15 protein-coding genes are annotated in these 14,256 nt (G+C 66.1%); 4 read left to right on the top strand and 11 right to left on the bottom strand.

Going from position 1 to position 14,256, the window contains the following annotated elements:
* Window positions 1-14 precede the first annotated feature (14 nt).
* Both GO615_RS12725 and GO615_RS12720 read left to right on the top strand, forming a co-directional pair.
* Complete coding sequence (locus GO615_RS12725) at window positions 15-467, top strand: hypothetical protein (protein WP_169128533.1); 453 nt, start codon at window positions 15-17, stop codon at window positions 465-467.
* A 64-nt stretch (window positions 468-531) separates the two neighbouring features.
* Window positions 532-1,290, top strand: coding sequence for a HesA/MoeB/ThiF family protein (locus GO615_RS12720; protein ID WP_169128531.1), 759 nt, complete (start codon window positions 532-534; stop codon window positions 1,288-1,290).
* A gap of 12 nt (window positions 1,291-1,302) precedes the next feature.
* Here GO615_RS12720 and ribD read toward each other — a convergent pair whose 3' ends face one another.
* The 9 genes from ribD to pmbA form a co-directional block, all read right to left on the bottom strand.
* Window positions 1,303-2,397 (bottom strand): bifunctional diaminohydroxyphosphoribosylaminopyrimidine deaminase/5-amino-6-(5-phosphoribosylamino)uracil reductase RibD, encoded by a 1,095-nt coding sequence (gene ribD, locus GO615_RS12715; protein WP_169128529.1) that lies wholly within the window; start codon window positions 2,395-2,397, stop codon window positions 1,303-1,305.
* Window positions 2,378-2,893, bottom strand: coding sequence for a transcriptional regulator NrdR (gene nrdR / locus GO615_RS12710; protein ID WP_169128527.1), 516 nt, complete (start codon window positions 2,891-2,893; stop codon window positions 2,378-2,380). Before nrdR ends, ribD begins: the two co-directional genes overlap by 20 nt.
* 98 nt (window positions 2,894-2,991) lie before the next feature.
* A complete protein-coding gene (glyA, locus tag GO615_RS12705; RefSeq protein WP_169128525.1) occupies window positions 2,992-4,242 on the bottom strand; it encodes a serine hydroxymethyltransferase in 1,251 nt (416 codons plus the stop codon).
* A gap of 113 nt (window positions 4,243-4,355) precedes the next feature.
* Entirely contained in the window at window positions 4,356-5,003 is a 648-nt protein-coding gene (locus tag GO615_RS12700; protein ID WP_169128523.1) for a histidine phosphatase family protein, read from the bottom strand.
* The gene (locus GO615_RS12695; RefSeq protein WP_169128521.1) at window positions 4,994-6,682 is read right to left on the bottom strand and encodes a TRAP transporter large permease; all 1,689 of its coding nucleotides are present in this window, start codon (window positions 6,680-6,682) and stop codon (window positions 4,994-4,996) included. The genes GO615_RS12700 and GO615_RS12695 overlap by 10 nt, the downstream gene beginning before the upstream one ends.
* A complete protein-coding gene (locus GO615_RS12690) occupies window positions 6,679-7,287 on the bottom strand; it encodes a TRAP transporter small permease subunit (protein ID WP_169128519.1) in 609 nt (202 codons plus the stop codon). Before GO615_RS12690 ends, GO615_RS12695 begins: the two co-directional genes overlap by 4 nt.
* Before the next feature lie 138 nt (window positions 7,288-7,425).
* Window positions 7,426-8,508 carry a TRAP transporter substrate-binding protein DctP gene (locus GO615_RS12685; protein ID WP_169128517.1) on the bottom strand — a complete coding sequence of 361 codons (1,083 nt, stop codon included), beginning with the start codon at window positions 8,506-8,508 and terminating at the stop codon, window positions 7,426-7,428.
* A gap of 180 nt (window positions 8,509-8,688) precedes the next feature.
* Window positions 8,689-9,771 carry a twin-arginine translocation signal domain-containing protein gene (locus GO615_RS12680; RefSeq protein WP_169128515.1) on the bottom strand — a complete coding sequence of 361 codons (1,083 nt, stop codon included), beginning with the start codon at window positions 9,769-9,771 and terminating at the stop codon, window positions 8,689-8,691.
* 147 nt (window positions 9,772-9,918) lie between these two features.
* The gene (pmbA, locus tag GO615_RS12675; protein WP_169128513.1) at window positions 9,919-11,259 is read right to left on the bottom strand and encodes a metalloprotease PmbA; all 1,341 of its coding nucleotides are present in this window, start codon (window positions 11,257-11,259) and stop codon (window positions 9,919-9,921) included.
* 61 nt (window positions 11,260-11,320) lie between these two features.
* On the opposite strand from pmbA, the gene yjgA reads away from it, so the two are divergent.
* Window positions 11,321-11,899: a ribosome biogenesis factor YjgA gene (gene yjgA / locus GO615_RS12670; RefSeq protein WP_169128511.1), complete on the top strand. Its 579-nt coding sequence runs from the start codon at window positions 11,321-11,323 to the stop codon at window positions 11,897-11,899.
* Between the two features lie 28 nt (window positions 11,900-11,927).
* On the top strand, window positions 11,928-12,518 hold the full coding sequence (mog, locus tag GO615_RS12665; protein ID WP_169128509.1) for a molybdopterin adenylyltransferase: 591 nt from the start codon (window positions 11,928-11,930) through the stop codon (window positions 12,516-12,518).
* 9 nt (window positions 12,519-12,527) lie between these two features.
* Here the strand turns inward: mog and msrQ are convergent, their stop codons facing one another.
* Together msrQ and msrP are read right to left on the bottom strand one after the other, a co-directional pair.
* The gene (gene msrQ / locus GO615_RS12660; RefSeq protein ID WP_169128507.1) at window positions 12,528-13,205 is read right to left on the bottom strand and encodes a protein-methionine-sulfoxide reductase heme-binding subunit MsrQ; all 678 of its coding nucleotides are present in this window, start codon (window positions 13,203-13,205) and stop codon (window positions 12,528-12,530) included.
* Between the two features lie 50 nt (window positions 13,206-13,255).
* Window positions 13,256-14,200, bottom strand: coding sequence for a protein-methionine-sulfoxide reductase catalytic subunit MsrP (gene msrP / locus GO615_RS12655; RefSeq protein ID WP_169128506.1), 945 nt, complete (start codon window positions 14,198-14,200; stop codon window positions 13,256-13,258).
* Between the last annotated feature and the right edge of the window lie 56 nt (window positions 14,201-14,256).

Genomic DNA, 14,256 nt, shown 5'->3' with positions numbered 1-14,256 from the left:
TGAAGGGGGCAGGGATGCGCAGAGAAACCGCCTACAAACTGGCCGGCCGTCATCATGAGCATCCCGTGGCGGCGGCAGGGCTGTTCAAGGAGCGGGAGATCCGCTTCTCCGAGTACCCGCCGCGCCAGGCGGAGCAGGCGCTGCGCTCGCTGCGCCTGTTGAAGGGGCTGCATGCCGCCCCCCACGGTGAGCGTCCGCATTCCATCGTCGTTGCCTATTCGGTCCTCGAGCTCTCGCTCGAGGTGCTTGAGGATGCGCTGCGCGATGCGGGCTTCCACCTCGACAACTCGCTCTACGTGAAACTGACGCGCGCCGTCGTGTACTTCTGCGAGGAAACGCAGCGGCACAACGTCGAGTCGCCCGAGCGACTGCTGAAGAAGTCGAACGAGGTCTACGTGAAGGTGTATGAACACCACCTCCACGGCGATCACGACGATACGCCGCCGGAATTCCGCGAATACAAGTGAGCCCGTTCGCTCAGGGCGTTGATGTGCCGGCGCTGAGGCCGGCACCGTGTGGACCTTTTTGCCGATGAATGACGATCAGCTTCTCCGCTACAGCCGCCACATCCTGCTGCCCGAAATCGGTGTCGAAGGCCAGGAGGCGATTCTTGCCGCACGCGTGCTCGTCGTCGGGGCGGGCGGCCTCGGCTCGCCGGCGGCGATGTATCTGGCTGCGGCAGGGGTCGGTACGCTGGTCCTGTGCGACGGCGACACGGTGGATCTCACCAATCTGCAGCGCCAGATCCTGCACAGCGCCGAGGGCGTGGGGCGTCTGAAGGTCGAATCGGGGCGCGATACGCTGCTGCGCCTGAATCCGTTTGCCCGCGTGGAAACGGTGGCCGAGCGGCTGGAGGGGGATGCCCTCGAGGCGCAGGTGGCCGCCGCCGACGTGGTGCTCGACTGCTCGGACAACTTCGCCACGCGCCACGCGATCAACCGCGCGTGCGTGCGTCATCGCAAGCCTCTGGTGTCGGGAGCAGCGATCCGCTTCGACGGCCAGGTCTCGGTCTTCGATCTGCGCCAGGCGGAGAGCCCGTGCTACCACTGCCTGTTCCCCGAGGGGCAGGAAGTGGAGGAGATCCGCTGCGCGGTGATGGGGGTGTTCGCACCGCTCACCGGCATCATCGGAGCGACCCAGGCGGCCGAGGCGCTGAAGCTGCTGGTCGGCTGCGGCACTACGCTGGATGGCCGGCTGCTGCTGCTCGACGGCCTCGGCATGGAATGGCGCAGCGTGACGCTGGGACGGGATCCCGGCTGTGCAGTGTGCGCCGGCCGCGGCGAAGCCTGAACGCGACTCCGGTCAGTCCGCGCGTGGGCGGGCGATGATCCGCAGGTCGTTGCCGATGCGGCGCACGTCGCGCATGTCGAGCCGCACTGCCTTGTCGAGGGTGGCGAGTTCGGGGAGGTTGAACAGCCCCTGCGCGGCGTCGCCGACGAGCATGGGCGCCATGTAAAGCAGGATCTCGTCGACGCAGCCTTCGCGCAGCAGGGAACCGTTGAGCTTGAAGCCGGCTTCGGCGTGGACTTCGTTGCAGCCGCGCCGCCCGAGCTCCAGCATCAGGGCCGGCAGATCCACCTTCCCGGCGGCGTCCGGCAGCACGACGACCTCCACGCCGCGCTCGGCGAGCGCGGCGATCTTGCGCTCGTCCGCAAAGGCAGCCGCGACGAGGCTCTGCCCGCCCTGCAGGATCTTGGCCGAGAGCGGCACCTCCAGCCGCGCGTCGACGAGCACGCGCTGCGGTTGGCGTTCGCAGGGCACCGCGCGCACGTTGAGCTGCGGGTCGTCCCCGCGCACCGTACCGATGCCCGTGAGCACCGCGCACGCGCGCGCCCGCCAGCGATGGCCGTCGCGCCGGGCTGCCTCGCCGGTGATCCATTGGCTGACGCCGTTGTTGAGCGCAGTCTTGCCGTCCAGGGTGCTCGCGGCCTTGAGGCGCAGCCAGGGGCGTCCGCGCGTCATGCGCGAAATGAAGCCGATGTTCAGTTCGCGTGCCTCGTCCGCCATCAGGCCGCTGCTCGCCGCGATGCCGGCTGCGTGCAGCATTGCGATGCCGCGGCCGGCGACGAGGGGGTTGGGATCCTCCATCGCCGCGACGACCCGCGCGATGCCGGCGCTGATCAGCGCCTCGGCGCATGGGGGCGTGCGGCCGTGGTGGGCGCAGGGCTCGAGGGTCACATAGGCGGTCGCGCCGCGTGCCGCGCCGCCGGCGACCTTGAGGGCCTCGATCTCGGCATGCGCCTCGCCGGCGCGCCGGTGCCAGCCCTCGCCGACGATCTCGCCGTCGCGCATCAGCACGCAGCCGACCCGCGGGTTCGGCGTGGTGGTCTCCAGGCCGCGCGCAGCGAGTTGCAGCGCACGGGCCATCGCGCGGTGGTCAGTTGCCGAAAAGGTCATTCTCGGCACCGGCGGGGTCGGAGTTTTCCTTGCGCGCGCGCTTCGGGCGCGTCTGCACCTCGCGGATCACTTCGGAGAATTCGTCGACGTCAGCGAAATTGCGATACACCGACGCGAAGCGGATGTAGGCGACCTTGTCGAGCTTCTTGAGCTCCTTCATCACGAGCTCGCCGATCTTCTCGCTCGGGACTTCCGTTTCGCCCATCGACAGGAGCTTTGCCTCGATGCGGTCGACGGAGGCTTCGAGGGCTTCCAGGGTGACGGGGCGCTTGCGCAGCGCGAGCTTCAGGCTGCTCGTGAGCTTGTCGTGGTCGAATTCCGTGCGCATGCCGTTGCGCTTGATGATGTGCGGCATCTTGAGGTCGATGCGCTCGTAGGTCGTGAAGCGCTTGTCGCAGTGGGCGCAGCGGCGCCGGCGACGGACGACCTCGCCGTCTTCGTTCTCGCGCGTGTCGGTAACCTGAGTGTTGGGGTCGCCGCAGAACGGACACTTCATGGTGTGTGTCGGCCTTTCTCAACTCGCACAAAAAAACGGGGTGTGCCGTGCAAGGACGGCACACCCCGGTTGTTCACGCAGGACTGGTCGTCCGCGGATTACTTTCCATACACCGGGTGCTTCGCGCACAGCTCGGCGACCTTGCCGCGCACGCGGGTGAGGACGGCTTCGTCCTCGGGGGCGTCGAGGACGTCGGCGATCAGGTGCGCGATCTGCTCCGCTTCGATCTCGGTGAAGCCGCGCGTGGTCATCGCCGGCGAGCCGATGCGGATGCCGGAGGTGACGAAGGGCTTCTCGGGATCCTTGGGGATCGCGTTCTTGTTGACGGTGATGTGGGCGGCGCCCAGCGCGGCCTCGGCGGCCTTGCCGGTGATGTTCTTGGCGCGCAGGTCGACGAGGAACACGTGGCTCTCGGTGCGGCCGGAGACGATGCGCAGGCCGCGCTCCTCGCCGAGCACGCGCGCCATCACGCGGGCGTTGGCGATGACCTGTTCCTGGTAGTTGCGGAACTGCGGGCTCAGCGCTTCCTTGAAGGCAACGGCCTTGCCGGCGATGACGTGCATGAGCGGGCCGCCCTGCAGGCCGGGGAAGATCGCGGAGTTGATGGCCTTCTCGTGCTCGGCCTTCATCAGGATGATGCCGCCGCGCGGGCCGCGCAGCGTCTTGTGCGTGGTCGACGTGACGACGTCAGCGTGCGGCACCGGGTTCGGGTAGTAGCCTGCGGCGATCAGGCCGGCGTAGTGGGCCATGTCGACCCAGAAGATCGCGCCGATTTCCTTCGCGACCTTGGCGAAGCGTTCGAAGTCGATGCGCAGCGAGTAGGCGGAGGCGCCGGCGACGATGATGCGCGGCTTGTGCTCGCGGGCGAGGCGCTCCATCTGGTCGTAGTCGATCTCTTCCTTCTCGTTCAGGCCGTAGGCGACGACGTTGAACCACTTGCCCGACATGTTCAGCGGCATGCCGTGGGTGAGGTGGCCGCCTTCGGCGAGGCTCATGCCCATGATGGTGTCGCCGGGCTTGGCGAAGGCCATCAGCACGGCCTGGTTGGCCTGTGAGCCGGAGTTCGCCTGGACGTTCGCGGCGTCGGCGCCGAAGAGCTTCTTGAGGCGGTCGATCGCGACCTGCTCGACGACGTCGACGTGCTCGCAGCCGCCGTAGTAGCGCTTGCCCGGGTAGCCTTCGGCGTACTTGTTGGTCAGCTGGGAACCCTGCGCTTCCATCACTGCGTTGGAAACGTAGTTTTCCGAGGCGATGAGTTCGATGTGGTCTTCCTGACGGCGGTTTTCGGACTGGATTGCGGCCCACAGTTCCGGATCGACCTTGGCGAGGGTGTCTTGCGCAGAGAACATGAAACGGTCTCGAAGGGGTGATTAAAGGCGGATATTAGCACGCACGGGGAGTGCGCATGAAACGCATCCCGGCGCAGCGTGCGGTGGCGCAGCGTGAGGCGCGAAGCCCGGCGTCAGGCGTTCGGCAGCTCGTCGCGCGTGCTTTCGAGGTGGCGCTTGTCGGCCCAGCTCACCAGATGCCAGCGCGTGCCGTCGTATTCGATCCAGTTGAGCGCGGCGTTCGGGATGGCGAAGTCGCGCGGGGCTTCGAGCGCCTTGCCGGCGGCGAGCCGATGGACGATGTCGAGTACGCCGCCGTGCGTGACGACGAGGATCTGCTCGCCGCGATGACTTGCTGCGAGGTCGGCGAGCAGGGCCTCGACGCGGCCCGCGAACGCGGCCAGGCTTTCGCCGCCGCCGGGGAAGGTGAAATGCGGGTCGCGCTGCTTGAAGCGGAGATAGTCGTCGGGGAAGCGGGCCGCAGCCTCGGCGTAGGTGAGTCCCTGGAAGGCGCCGTAGTTGCGCTCGCGCAGGTGGTCGTGGAATTCGACTGCGGCTGCGCGATCGCGGGTGATGGCGGCGGCCGTCTGGCGCGCGCGCTGCAGGTCGCTGCTGTAGACAGCGGCGAAATGCACAGTGGCGAGGCCGGCTGCGGTGGCCGCAGCCTGGGCCTCGCCGGTGCGGTTGAGGGGCACGTCGAGATGCCCCTGTAGCCGCGATTCGGCATTCCAGGCGGTTTCGCCGTGCCGGACCAGGCACAGGCGAGTGGGCTTCACTTCCATGCGCCTCCGCCGCTCTCGCCCCATCCGCCCTCGCCGCCGGTCGGTTGCTGGATCTGGATGGTGTCAAGGTCGACGTTCGTCTTCTCGTCCAGCCCGCCCGTCACGAGCTCGGGGAAGGCGATGATCAGGCCGACCATGACGATCTGGATGATCACGAAGGCCACCGAGCCGCGGTAGATGTCGCCGGTCTTCATGCCCTCGATGCGCTTGTTGGTGATGCGGTCGAGGTAGGCATTGGTCGGCGCGACGCTGCGCAGATAGAACAGCGCGAAGCCGAACGGCGGGGTCAGGAAGGAGGTCTGCAGGTTCATCGCGATGATGACGCCGAACCAGATCAGGTCGATGCCCATCTTGTCGGCGACCGGCCCGAGCAGCGGCAGCAGGATGAAGGCGATCTCGAAGAAGTCGATGAAGCAGCCGAGGAAGAAGATCACCGTGTTGACGAACAGGAGGAAGCCGATCTGGCCGCCAGGCAGCTTGTCGAACAGGTGCTCGACCCAGATCTGGCCGTCCACCGCGGTGAACACGAAGCTGAAGATCGTTGAGCCGACCAGGATGAAGAGCACGAAGATCGACAGCCGCGAGGTCGATTCGAGCGCCTGAACAAGGGTCTTGAAGTCGAGGCGTTTGCGCGACGCAGCCATGATCATCGCGCCGACCGCGCCCATCGCGCCGCCTTCCGTGGGCGTGGCGACGCCGAGGAAGATCGTGCCGAGGACGAGGAAGATCAGGATCAGCGGCGGGATCAGCACGAAGGTGACGCGCTCGGCGATGCGCGAAAGCATACCGAGCTTGAGCCCCTTGTTGATGAGTGCGAGCACGAGGGCGAAGATCGTGCCGAAGGTCAGTGCGACGACGATCACTTCGTCGAGTGCCGGCGCGATGACGTCGGGGCCTTTCATCCAGGTCAGCACGGTGCCGTAATTCTGGCCGAGGATGACCGATGCGGCGGTGACGACAAGCGCGAGGACGCCGAGCGAGCGGAGGCCGGAGCTGCCGTCGGGTTCGCGGTAGGCGAGCGCCTCGGGCGGCAGGGCGGGAACCATCTTGGGCTTGAAGATCGCCAGGCCGATGATGAACAGCGCGTACAGGCCGACCAGTGCCAGTGCGGGGATCATCGCGCCCTTGTACATGTCGCCGACGCTGCGGCCGAGTTGGTCGGCCATGACGATGAGGACGAGGGAGGGCGGGATGGCCTGGGCCAGCGTGCCGGATGCGGTGATGACGCCGGCTGCGATCGGGCGGCTGTAGCCGTAGCGCAGCATGATGGGCAGCGAGATCAGGCCCATCGAGATCACCGAGGCGGCAACGACGCCGGTGGTGGCCGCGAGCAGCGCGCCGACAAAGATGACCGCGAGGGCGAGACCGCCGCGCACCGGACCGAAGACCTGGCCGACGGTTTCAAGCAGGTCTTCGGCCATGCCGCTTCGTTCGAGCACCAGGCCCATCAGCGTGAAGAAGGGGATCGCCAGCAGCGTGTCGTTCTGCATGATGCCGAACACGCGCAGCGGCAGGGCCTGGAACAGCGTGGACGGGATGATGCCCAGTTCGAGACCGACGAAACCGAAGAACAGGCCACAGGCCGACAGCGAGAAGGCGACCGGGAAGCCGGACAGGAGGAAGAAGATGATCACCCCGAACATGATCGGGGCGATGTTGGCGGTGACGAATTCAATCATTTTTGGGACTCGCCGGCTGCGTTGTTCGGGGTGGTGTCGCCGACGGCGGCGTGGATGTGTTCCTCGGCGTCGTTATGCGTGTCGCGGGCGAGGCAGTCGGGGCCATTGCCGGTGAGGAAGGCCAGGCGCTTGATGAGTTCGGAAATCGCCTGCAGGGCGAGGAGGCCGAAACCGGCAGGAACCAGCGCATAGACCGGCCAGCGGATGAGGCCGCCCGCGTTGGAGGACATTTCGCCGGACACCCAGGCGCCGTGCACGACCGGCCACGAGAAGGTGATCATGAAGTAGCACAGCGGCAGCAGGAAGACGATGATGCCGACGACGTCGATGAGGTTGCGCATACGCGGACTGAGCTTGTTCGCGATGACGTCGATGCGCACGTGGGCGTTCTGCAGGAAGGCATAGCCGGCGCCGAGCATGAACACGGCTGCGAACAGATACCACTGGATCTCGAGGAAGGCGTTCGAGCCGACATTGAAGGCTTTGCGAGCCACCGCGTTCAACGCGCTGATCACCGCGGTGGCGAAGATGAACCAGATGACGGTCCGGCCGACCAGGCGCCCGACGGCGTCGATCGATTGTGAGAGCTTGAGTAGAGTGCCCATGGGGTGTGTGCCTGAAACGTGGGGAAACACAAGTGCGGGGGCCAGGAGGCCCCGCCCGTCACCATGCCGCGGCAGCGTCGCAGCGGGCGGCGGCGGAATTGGAAACGGCCCGCCGAAGCGGGCCGTCCGGGGTGCTGCTTAAAGCTTTTGTGCTGCCATGTACTGGTCGAAGCTGCCTTCGGCGATGCCCTGCCACTGGTAGGCATCAGCGAGGAAGCGCGAGTAGTCGGCGTAAACCTTCTTCCACGCCGGGTTCTTGCTGTTCAGTTCGGCATAGACTTCGCGCGATGCCTTGAAGGCCGCGTCCATGACGTCCTTGGGCAGGCGCTGCAGCTTGGCGCCTTCCGCGATGAGTTGCTTGAGCGAGGTCGGGTTGCGGGCGTCGTAGCGGGCGAGCACCTCGATGTGGGCGTCGGAGGCGGCCTGGCGCACGATGGACTGGTACTCCTTCGACAGGCCGTTGAACGCCTTGGCATTCACGAGCAGCGAGAACTGCGTGCTGCCTTCCCACCATGCCGGGTAGTAGTAGTTCTTGGCGACCTTGTGCAGGCCGAGGCGCAGGTCGTCGTAGGGGCCGATCCATTCGGCGGCATCCACGGTGCCCTTTTCCAGCGCCTGGTAGATCTCGCCCGCCGGGATGTTCTGCGGCACGGCGCCGAGCTTCGAGATGACGCGGCCGGCGAAGCCGCCGATGCGGATCTTGAGGCCGTTGAGGTCGGCGACCGACTTGATTTCCTTGCGGTACCAGCCGCCCATCTGCGCGCCGGAGTTGCCCATCATGAAGTTCACGATGTTGAACTGGGCATAGAATTCGCGCAGCAGCTTCATGCCGTTGCCTTCGTGCATCCACCCGGCCATCTGGCGTGCGTTCATGCCGAAGGGGATGGCGCAGTCGAGCGCGAAGGTCTCGTCCTTGCCGAAGAAGTAGTAGGGCGCGGTGTGCGCGCACTCGATGGTGTCCTGCTGCAGCGCGTCGACGACGCCGAAGGCGGGGACGAGTTCGCCTGCAGCATGCACGCTGACGGTGAATTTGCCGCCCGTCGCTTCGGTGACGTTCTTGGCGAAGGTTTCCGCGCCGCCGAAGAGGGTCTCGAGCGATTTGGGGAAGCTCGACGCAAGGCGCCAGCGGATGGCCTGTTGTGCGCCGACGATCGCCGGAGCCGTGCCGGCAGCAATGATTCCGGCCAGACCGGCGTTCTTCAGGAATTTGCGACGTTCCACAAGAAGTCTCCTCTCAGAGGTGTTGCTGGTTGTAATGGCGCGGAGAGTACCCCGTTCGGACTAGGTCGAAAAAGCCGCGGAAAACCCTAATAAACGGCAATGCGGCTGACGGGACGGCGTTGCGGCGCGCGAAAACGGGGGGCGGGGACTGTTGCAGTCCGCCCCCCATGCTCCGGCGGATCAGAGCTTCTGTGCCGCCATGTACTGGTCGTAGCTGCTCTCGGCGATCGCCGTCCACTGGTACTGCTCCTTCATGAAGCGGGAGTAGTCGTCGTAGATCTTCTTCCAGTTCGGGTTCTTGTCGTTAAGTTCAGCATAGACCTCGCGCGATGCCTTGAAAGCGGCATCCATCACGTCCTTGGGCAGGCGGCGGAGCTTGGCGCCTTCGGAGATCAGTTGCTTGAGCGCGGGCGGATTGCGCGCGTCGTAGCGCGCCTGGGTGATGACGTGCGACTCGGCGGCGGCGGCGCGCACGGCGGCCTGATATTCCTTCGACAGCCCGTTGAAGGCCTTGGCGCTGACGTACAGCGTGGTCTGCGCGCTGCCTTCCCACCATGCCGGGTAGTAGTAGTAGGGCGCGACGCGGTACAGGCCGAGCTTGAGGTCGTCGTGCGGGCCGACGAATTCGGTCGCGTCGAGCGCGCCCTTTTCCAGTGCCGAATAGATTTCGCCGGCGGGGATGTTCTGCGAAACCACGCCGAGCTTGGCGAGCACGCGGCCGCCGAAGCCGCCGACACGGAACTTCAGGCCGTTGAAGTCGGCGACCGACTTGATCTCCTTGCGGAACCAGCCGCCCATCTGCGCGCCGGTGTTGCCCATCGGGAAGCTGATGATGTTGTACGGCGCGTAGAACTCGCGCAGCAGCTTCATGCCGTTGCCTTCGAACATCCAGGCGTTGAGCTGGCGCTCGTTCATGCCGAAGGGGATGGCGCAGTCGAAGGCGAAGGCTTCATCCTTGCCGAAGAAATAGTAGGGGGCGGTGTTGGCGCATTCGATCGTGCCCTGCTGGATCGCGTCGACCACGCCGAAGGCCGGAACCAGTTCGCCGGCTGCATGCACGGTGACCTGGAACTTCCCGCCCGTGAGCTCGGAGACGGTCTTGGCGAACACCTCGGCGGCGCCGATCAGGGTGTCGGTCGACTTCGGGAAGCTTGAGGCGAGGCGCCAACGGATATTTTCCTGCGCATGGACGATGGCCGGCGCGGTGCCGCTGGCGAGCACGCCGGCAAGGCCGGCCCCTTTGAGAAACTTGCGACGTTCCACGATCTCTCCTTGTTATGCGTGCTGGAAGCGAGACAATGACGATGAGATGATTCGATGCGACGCCGTCGCACCGGATCGTGCCCGAGATCATAGCCCAGCGCGGCGGGAATGCCACAGCGCTGCGCTGAGGGCGAAGCGCCGGGGCGCTCAGCGACCGGCGATCTTCATGCGTTCGATGAGGATCGAGCCGCAGATTTTCGCGCCGCGCGGCAGGGCGTCGTTGCCGACGGCGACGATGCTGCGGAACATGTCGCGCAGGTTGCCGGCGATGGTGATTTCTTCCACGGCATGCTTGATCTTGCCCTTCTCGACCCAGAAGCCGGCGGCGCCGCGCGAGTAGTCGCCGGTGACGTAGTTGACGCCCTGGCCGAGAAGTTCGGTGACGACGAGGCCGCGGTCCATGTGCTTGACCAGCGCGGCGAAGTCCATGTCGCCCGACTTGACGATGAGGTTGTGCGAGCCGCCGGCGTTGCCGGTGGTGTTCAGGCCGAGCTTGCGCGCCGAGTAGGTCGACAGGAAGTAGCCCTGCAGCACGCCGTCGGTGACGACTTCGCGGTCGTGCGTCGCGACGCCGTCGCTGTCGAAGGGGCTGGAGCCGAAGGCCTTGGGCAGGTGCGGGCGCTCGGAGATGTTCACGACGGGCGAGAATACCGGGTGGCCGAGGCTGTCGAGCAGGAACGAGGACTTGCGGTACAGCGAGCCGCCGCTCACCGCATACACGAAGTTGCCGATCAGCGACACGGCGAGCGTCGCGTCGAACAGCACGGGCACTTCGCAGGTCTTGATCTTCTTCGCGCCGAGGCGCGCGAGCGCGCGTTCGGCGGCGCGCCGGCCCACTTCTTCGGCGGACGTCAGTTCGGCGGCGTCGCGGCGCGTGTCGTACCAGTATTCGCGCTGCATGCCGTCGCCCTCGCCGGCGATGACCGAGCAGGACAGGCTGTGGCGCGAGCTGGCGTAGCCGCCCATGAAGCCGTTGCTGTTGGCGGAGATGAAGTGCGATTCCTGCGTCGAGACGCTGGCGCCTTCGGAGTTCGTGATCTTCGGGCTCACGGCGAAGGCGGCATCCTCGCAGCGGCGTGCGGCGGTGATCGCGTCCTCGACGCTCGGGCGCCAGGGGTGGTGCAGGTCGAGATCGGGGCAGTCCTTCGCCATCAGCGCAGCATCTGCGAGTCCTGCGCAGGGGTCGGGCGCAGTGAAGCGTGCGATCGAGATCGCCGCGTCGACGGTGGCCTTGAGGGCCGCCTTCGAGAAGTCCGAGGTGCTGGCGTGGCCGCGCTGCTGGCCGAGATACACCGTGACGCCGATGCCCTTGTCGCGGTTGTACTCGATCGTATCGACTTCGCCCTTGCGCACCGTCGCGGACTGGCCGAAGCCTTCCGAGACGTCCGTTTCGCAGGCCGACGCGCCGCGTTTCTTCGCGAACTTGAGGACGTCGCTGGCGATTTCCTGCAGGCGGTCGGAGGGGAAGGAGAAGCCTTGATCGGACATGGGCGGGAGACCGTTGAGCAAAGGCTATAATCTTACCCCGTTCCAACCGACTGTACTTTTCATGAGCCACGCCCACGACGACGAAATGCTGCCGGACGACGATTCGGGGTTTCCGGAGCGGCCGAGCAAGAGCCAGCGCAAACGCGACATGCATGCGCTGCAGGATCTGGGCGAGCAGCTGGTGGCCTTGTCGCTGGACCAGCTGAAGAAGGTGCCGATGCCCGATTCGCTCGCCGATGCGGTGCGCGAGGCCAAGCGCATTACCAGCCACGAAGGGCGCCGGCGCCAGATGCAATATGTCGGCAAGCTGATGCGCAACGTCGATCCGGCGCCGATCCAGGCGCAGCTGGATGTCTTCAACGGTATCTCGAAGGCAGAGATTGCACGCCAGCACCGCCTCGAGCGCCTGCGCGCCGATCTGATCGAGGACGAGAAGACGCTGCAGGCGATCGGCGAGCAGTGGCCGGAGGCCGACTTCCAGCAGCTGCGCACGCTGCGCCGCAATGCGATCAAGGAGCGCGAGCTGAACAAGCCGCCGCGCGCGTTCCGCGAGATCTTCCGTATCCTGCGCGATCTCGACGCCGGGGCGGGCGATGGTGGCGAAGCGGATGCTGCGGCTGAAGACGCTGCCGAAGAATGAGTGATCGGGAAGCAATGAAGGAGACGCAATGAGCGACGAAATCACCATCGGCCTGGTCTCGATCAGCGACCGGGCTTCCGATGGGACCTATGAGGACCAGGGCATCCCGGCGTTGAAGGACTGGCTCGCCAGGGCGCTGACTTCGCCGTGGCGCGCGGAGACGCGGCTGATCCCGGACGAGCGGCCGATGATCGAGCGCACGCTGGTCGATCTCGTCGATACCGTAGGCTGCTCGCTGATCCTGACGACCGGTGGCACCGGGCCGGCGGTACGCGACGTGACGCCGGAGGCGACGCTCGCGGTGGGCGAGAAGGAGATGCCCGGCTTCGGCGAGGAAATGCGGCGCATCAGCCTGAACTTCGTGCCGACGGCGATCCTGTCGCGTCAGGTCGCGGTGATCCGCGGCAAGTCGCTGATCGTGAACCTGCCGGGGCAGCCGAAGTCGATCCGCGAAACGCTGGAAGGCCTGCGTGCGGCCGACGGTTCGGTCGCGCACGTCGGTATTTTCGCGGCGATTCCCTACTGCATCGACCTGATCGGCGGACCTTATGTCGAGACCGACGAGGCGGTGATCAAGGCCTTCCGGCCGAAGAATGCGATTCGCCCGAAGCAGGGCTGATTCGCAGTCCTAGCGCGACTTCGCGACGAGCGGGATGACCTTTGCGCCCGGCATCGGGTGCGGCATGCTTGCGGCAATCTGGCGGCGACGTTCCTGCTCGCGCCACCAGCCGCGCAGACCCAGCAGGGCGGCGAGGATCAGGCCGTAGATCATCGGTTCGAGGACGTCCGCCTTCACCAGCCACCAGTAATGCACGATCGCGAGGATGCCGATCGCGTACACCGAGCGGTGCAGCGATTGCCAGCGGCGGCCGCCGAGGCGCCGGATCGCATAGTTGTTCGACGTGAGGGCGAGCGGGATCAGTAGCGCGAAGGCCGAGAACCCCACGGTGATGAAGGGGCGCTTCATGATGTCGTGGGCGATCGATTGCAGGTCGAAGAACTGGTCGAGCCAGAAATACGTCGTGAAGTGCAGGCTGGCGTAGAAGAATGCGAACAGGCCCAGCATGCGGCGCAGTCGCAGTAGCCAGTTGAGCCCGGTCAGCTTGCGCAGCGGCGTGACGGCGAGCGTGATGAGCAGGAAGCGCAGCGTCCAGTCGCCGCTGCCGCGCGTGATCGCTTCGATGGGGTTGGCGCCTAGGGCGTCGTCGAACCAGCGCTGGACGTAGAGCGCGACCGGCACGAGGCACAGCGCGAACAGGGCGACCTTGATTGCGGTGAGCTGGGTGGCGGACGGAGTCTTCGTCATGGAGGCGGGCGGGGGCGGAATTCAGGTCGGCGCGCGGGCCGGAACGCGGGTCAGAAGGATTTGCGCAAGTCCATGCCCTGGTACAGGCTGGCGACCTGCTCGGCATAGCCGTTGAACATCAGCGTCGGGCGCTTGCGGAACTCGCCGAGGCGCCGCTCGGTGGCCTGGCTCCAGCGTGGATGGTCGACGTTCGGATTCACGTTCGAATAGAAGCCGTATTCGCTCGGCGCGGCCTTGTTCCACGCGGTGCGGGGTTCCTTCTCGACGAGGCGGATCGCGACGATGGATTTGGCACTCTTGAAGCCGTACTTCCACGGCACGACGACGCGCACCGGGGCGCCATTCTGGTTCGGCAGCACTTCGCCGTACAGCCCGAGCGTGAGCAGCGTCAGCGGGTGCATGGCCTCGTCCATGCGCAGGCCTTCGGTGTAGGGCCAGTCGAGCACCGGACGGCGGAGCATGATCTTGGGGTCGTAGTGGGTGACGAACTCGACGTATTTGGCGCTGCCTTGCGGATCGACCTGTTTCAGCAGTGCCGACAGCGGGAAGCCGACCCAGGGGATCACCATCGACCACGCCTCGACGCAGCGCAGGCGGTAGATGCGTTCCTCGAGGGGGGCGAGCTTGAGTAGTTCGTCGATGTCGAAGCTGCGTGGTTTGCCGACAAGCCCCTCGACGCGCACCGTCCATGGGCGCACCGCCAGCTTGCCGGCGTTCGCTGCGGGATCTTCCTTGTCGGTGCCGAATTCGTAGTAGTTGTTGTAGGTCGTGACCGACTTGTACGGCGTCTGGGTCTCGTCGCTGCTGAGCGGCGAGCGTGCCAGCGGGCCGAGCTTCGCGGCCGTGGCGCGTGCGTCGGCGGGCAGTCCGGTCCACATCGCGGCCCCGGCGGCGAGCGTCGCACCGGCGCCGAGGAGGAAGCGCCGCCGCTCCTCGAACAGGGCACGCGGCGTGATTTCGGATGGCAGGATGTCGCTGGGCCTGAGGATTCGCATCGCCTGATGTCGTGGGGTCAAAGCTTGCTCGTTCGGCATCCGCATGATGCCGAAGT

It is taken from the genome of Aromatoleum evansii (genome assembly GCF_012910805.1).
Lineage (GTDB): Bacteria > Pseudomonadota > Gammaproteobacteria > Burkholderiales > Rhodocyclaceae > Aromatoleum > Aromatoleum evansii.
Note: the sequence above shows the minus strand (reverse complement) of the source record. Positions and strands in the feature narration are given on the sequence as shown.

What these genes read in the sequence shown, in the direction of transcription:
- pmbA (WP_169128513.1), bottom strand. Translation starts at nt 11,259, where the DNA reads ATGTCCGATCAAGGCTTCTCCTTCCCCTCCGACCGCCTGCAGGAAATC.
- msrP (WP_169128506.1), bottom strand. Translation starts at nt 14,200, where the DNA reads ATGCGAATCCTCAGGCCCAGCGACATCCTGCCATCCGAAATCACGCCG.
- GO615_RS12690 (WP_169128519.1), bottom strand. Translation starts at nt 7,287, where the DNA reads ATGGGCACTCTACTCAAGCTCTCACAATCGATCGACGCCGTCGGGCGC.
- ribD (WP_169128529.1), bottom strand. Translation starts at nt 2,397, where the DNA reads ATGACCTTTTCGGCAACTGACCACCGCGCGATGGCCCGTGCGCTGCAA.
- mog (WP_169128509.1), top strand. Translation starts at nt 11,928, where the DNA reads ATGAGCGACGAAATCACCATCGGCCTGGTCTCGATCAGCGACCGGGCT.
- yjgA (WP_169128511.1), top strand. Translation starts at nt 11,321, where the DNA reads ATGAGCCACGCCCACGACGACGAAATGCTGCCGGACGACGATTCGGGG.
- nrdR (WP_169128527.1), bottom strand. Translation starts at nt 2,893, where the DNA reads ATGAAGTGTCCGTTCTGCGGCGACCCCAACACTCAGGTTACCGACACG.
- GO615_RS12695 (WP_169128521.1), bottom strand. Translation starts at nt 6,682, where the DNA reads ATGATTGAATTCGTCACCGCCAACATCGCCCCGATCATGTTCGGGGTG.
- GO615_RS12720 (WP_169128531.1), top strand. Translation starts at nt 532, where the DNA reads ATGAATGACGATCAGCTTCTCCGCTACAGCCGCCACATCCTGCTGCCC.
- GO615_RS12725 (WP_169128533.1), top strand. Translation starts at nt 15, where the DNA reads ATGCGCAGAGAAACCGCCTACAAACTGGCCGGCCGTCATCATGAGCAT.
- GO615_RS12700 (WP_169128523.1), bottom strand. Translation starts at nt 5,003, where the DNA reads ATGGAAGTGAAGCCCACTCGCCTGTGCCTGGTCCGGCACGGCGAAACC.
- msrQ (WP_169128507.1), bottom strand. Translation starts at nt 13,205, where the DNA reads ATGACGAAGACTCCGTCCGCCACCCAGCTCACCGCAATCAAGGTCGCC.
- glyA (WP_169128525.1), bottom strand. Translation starts at nt 4,242, where the DNA reads ATGTTCTCTGCGCAAGACACCCTCGCCAAGGTCGATCCGGAACTGTGG.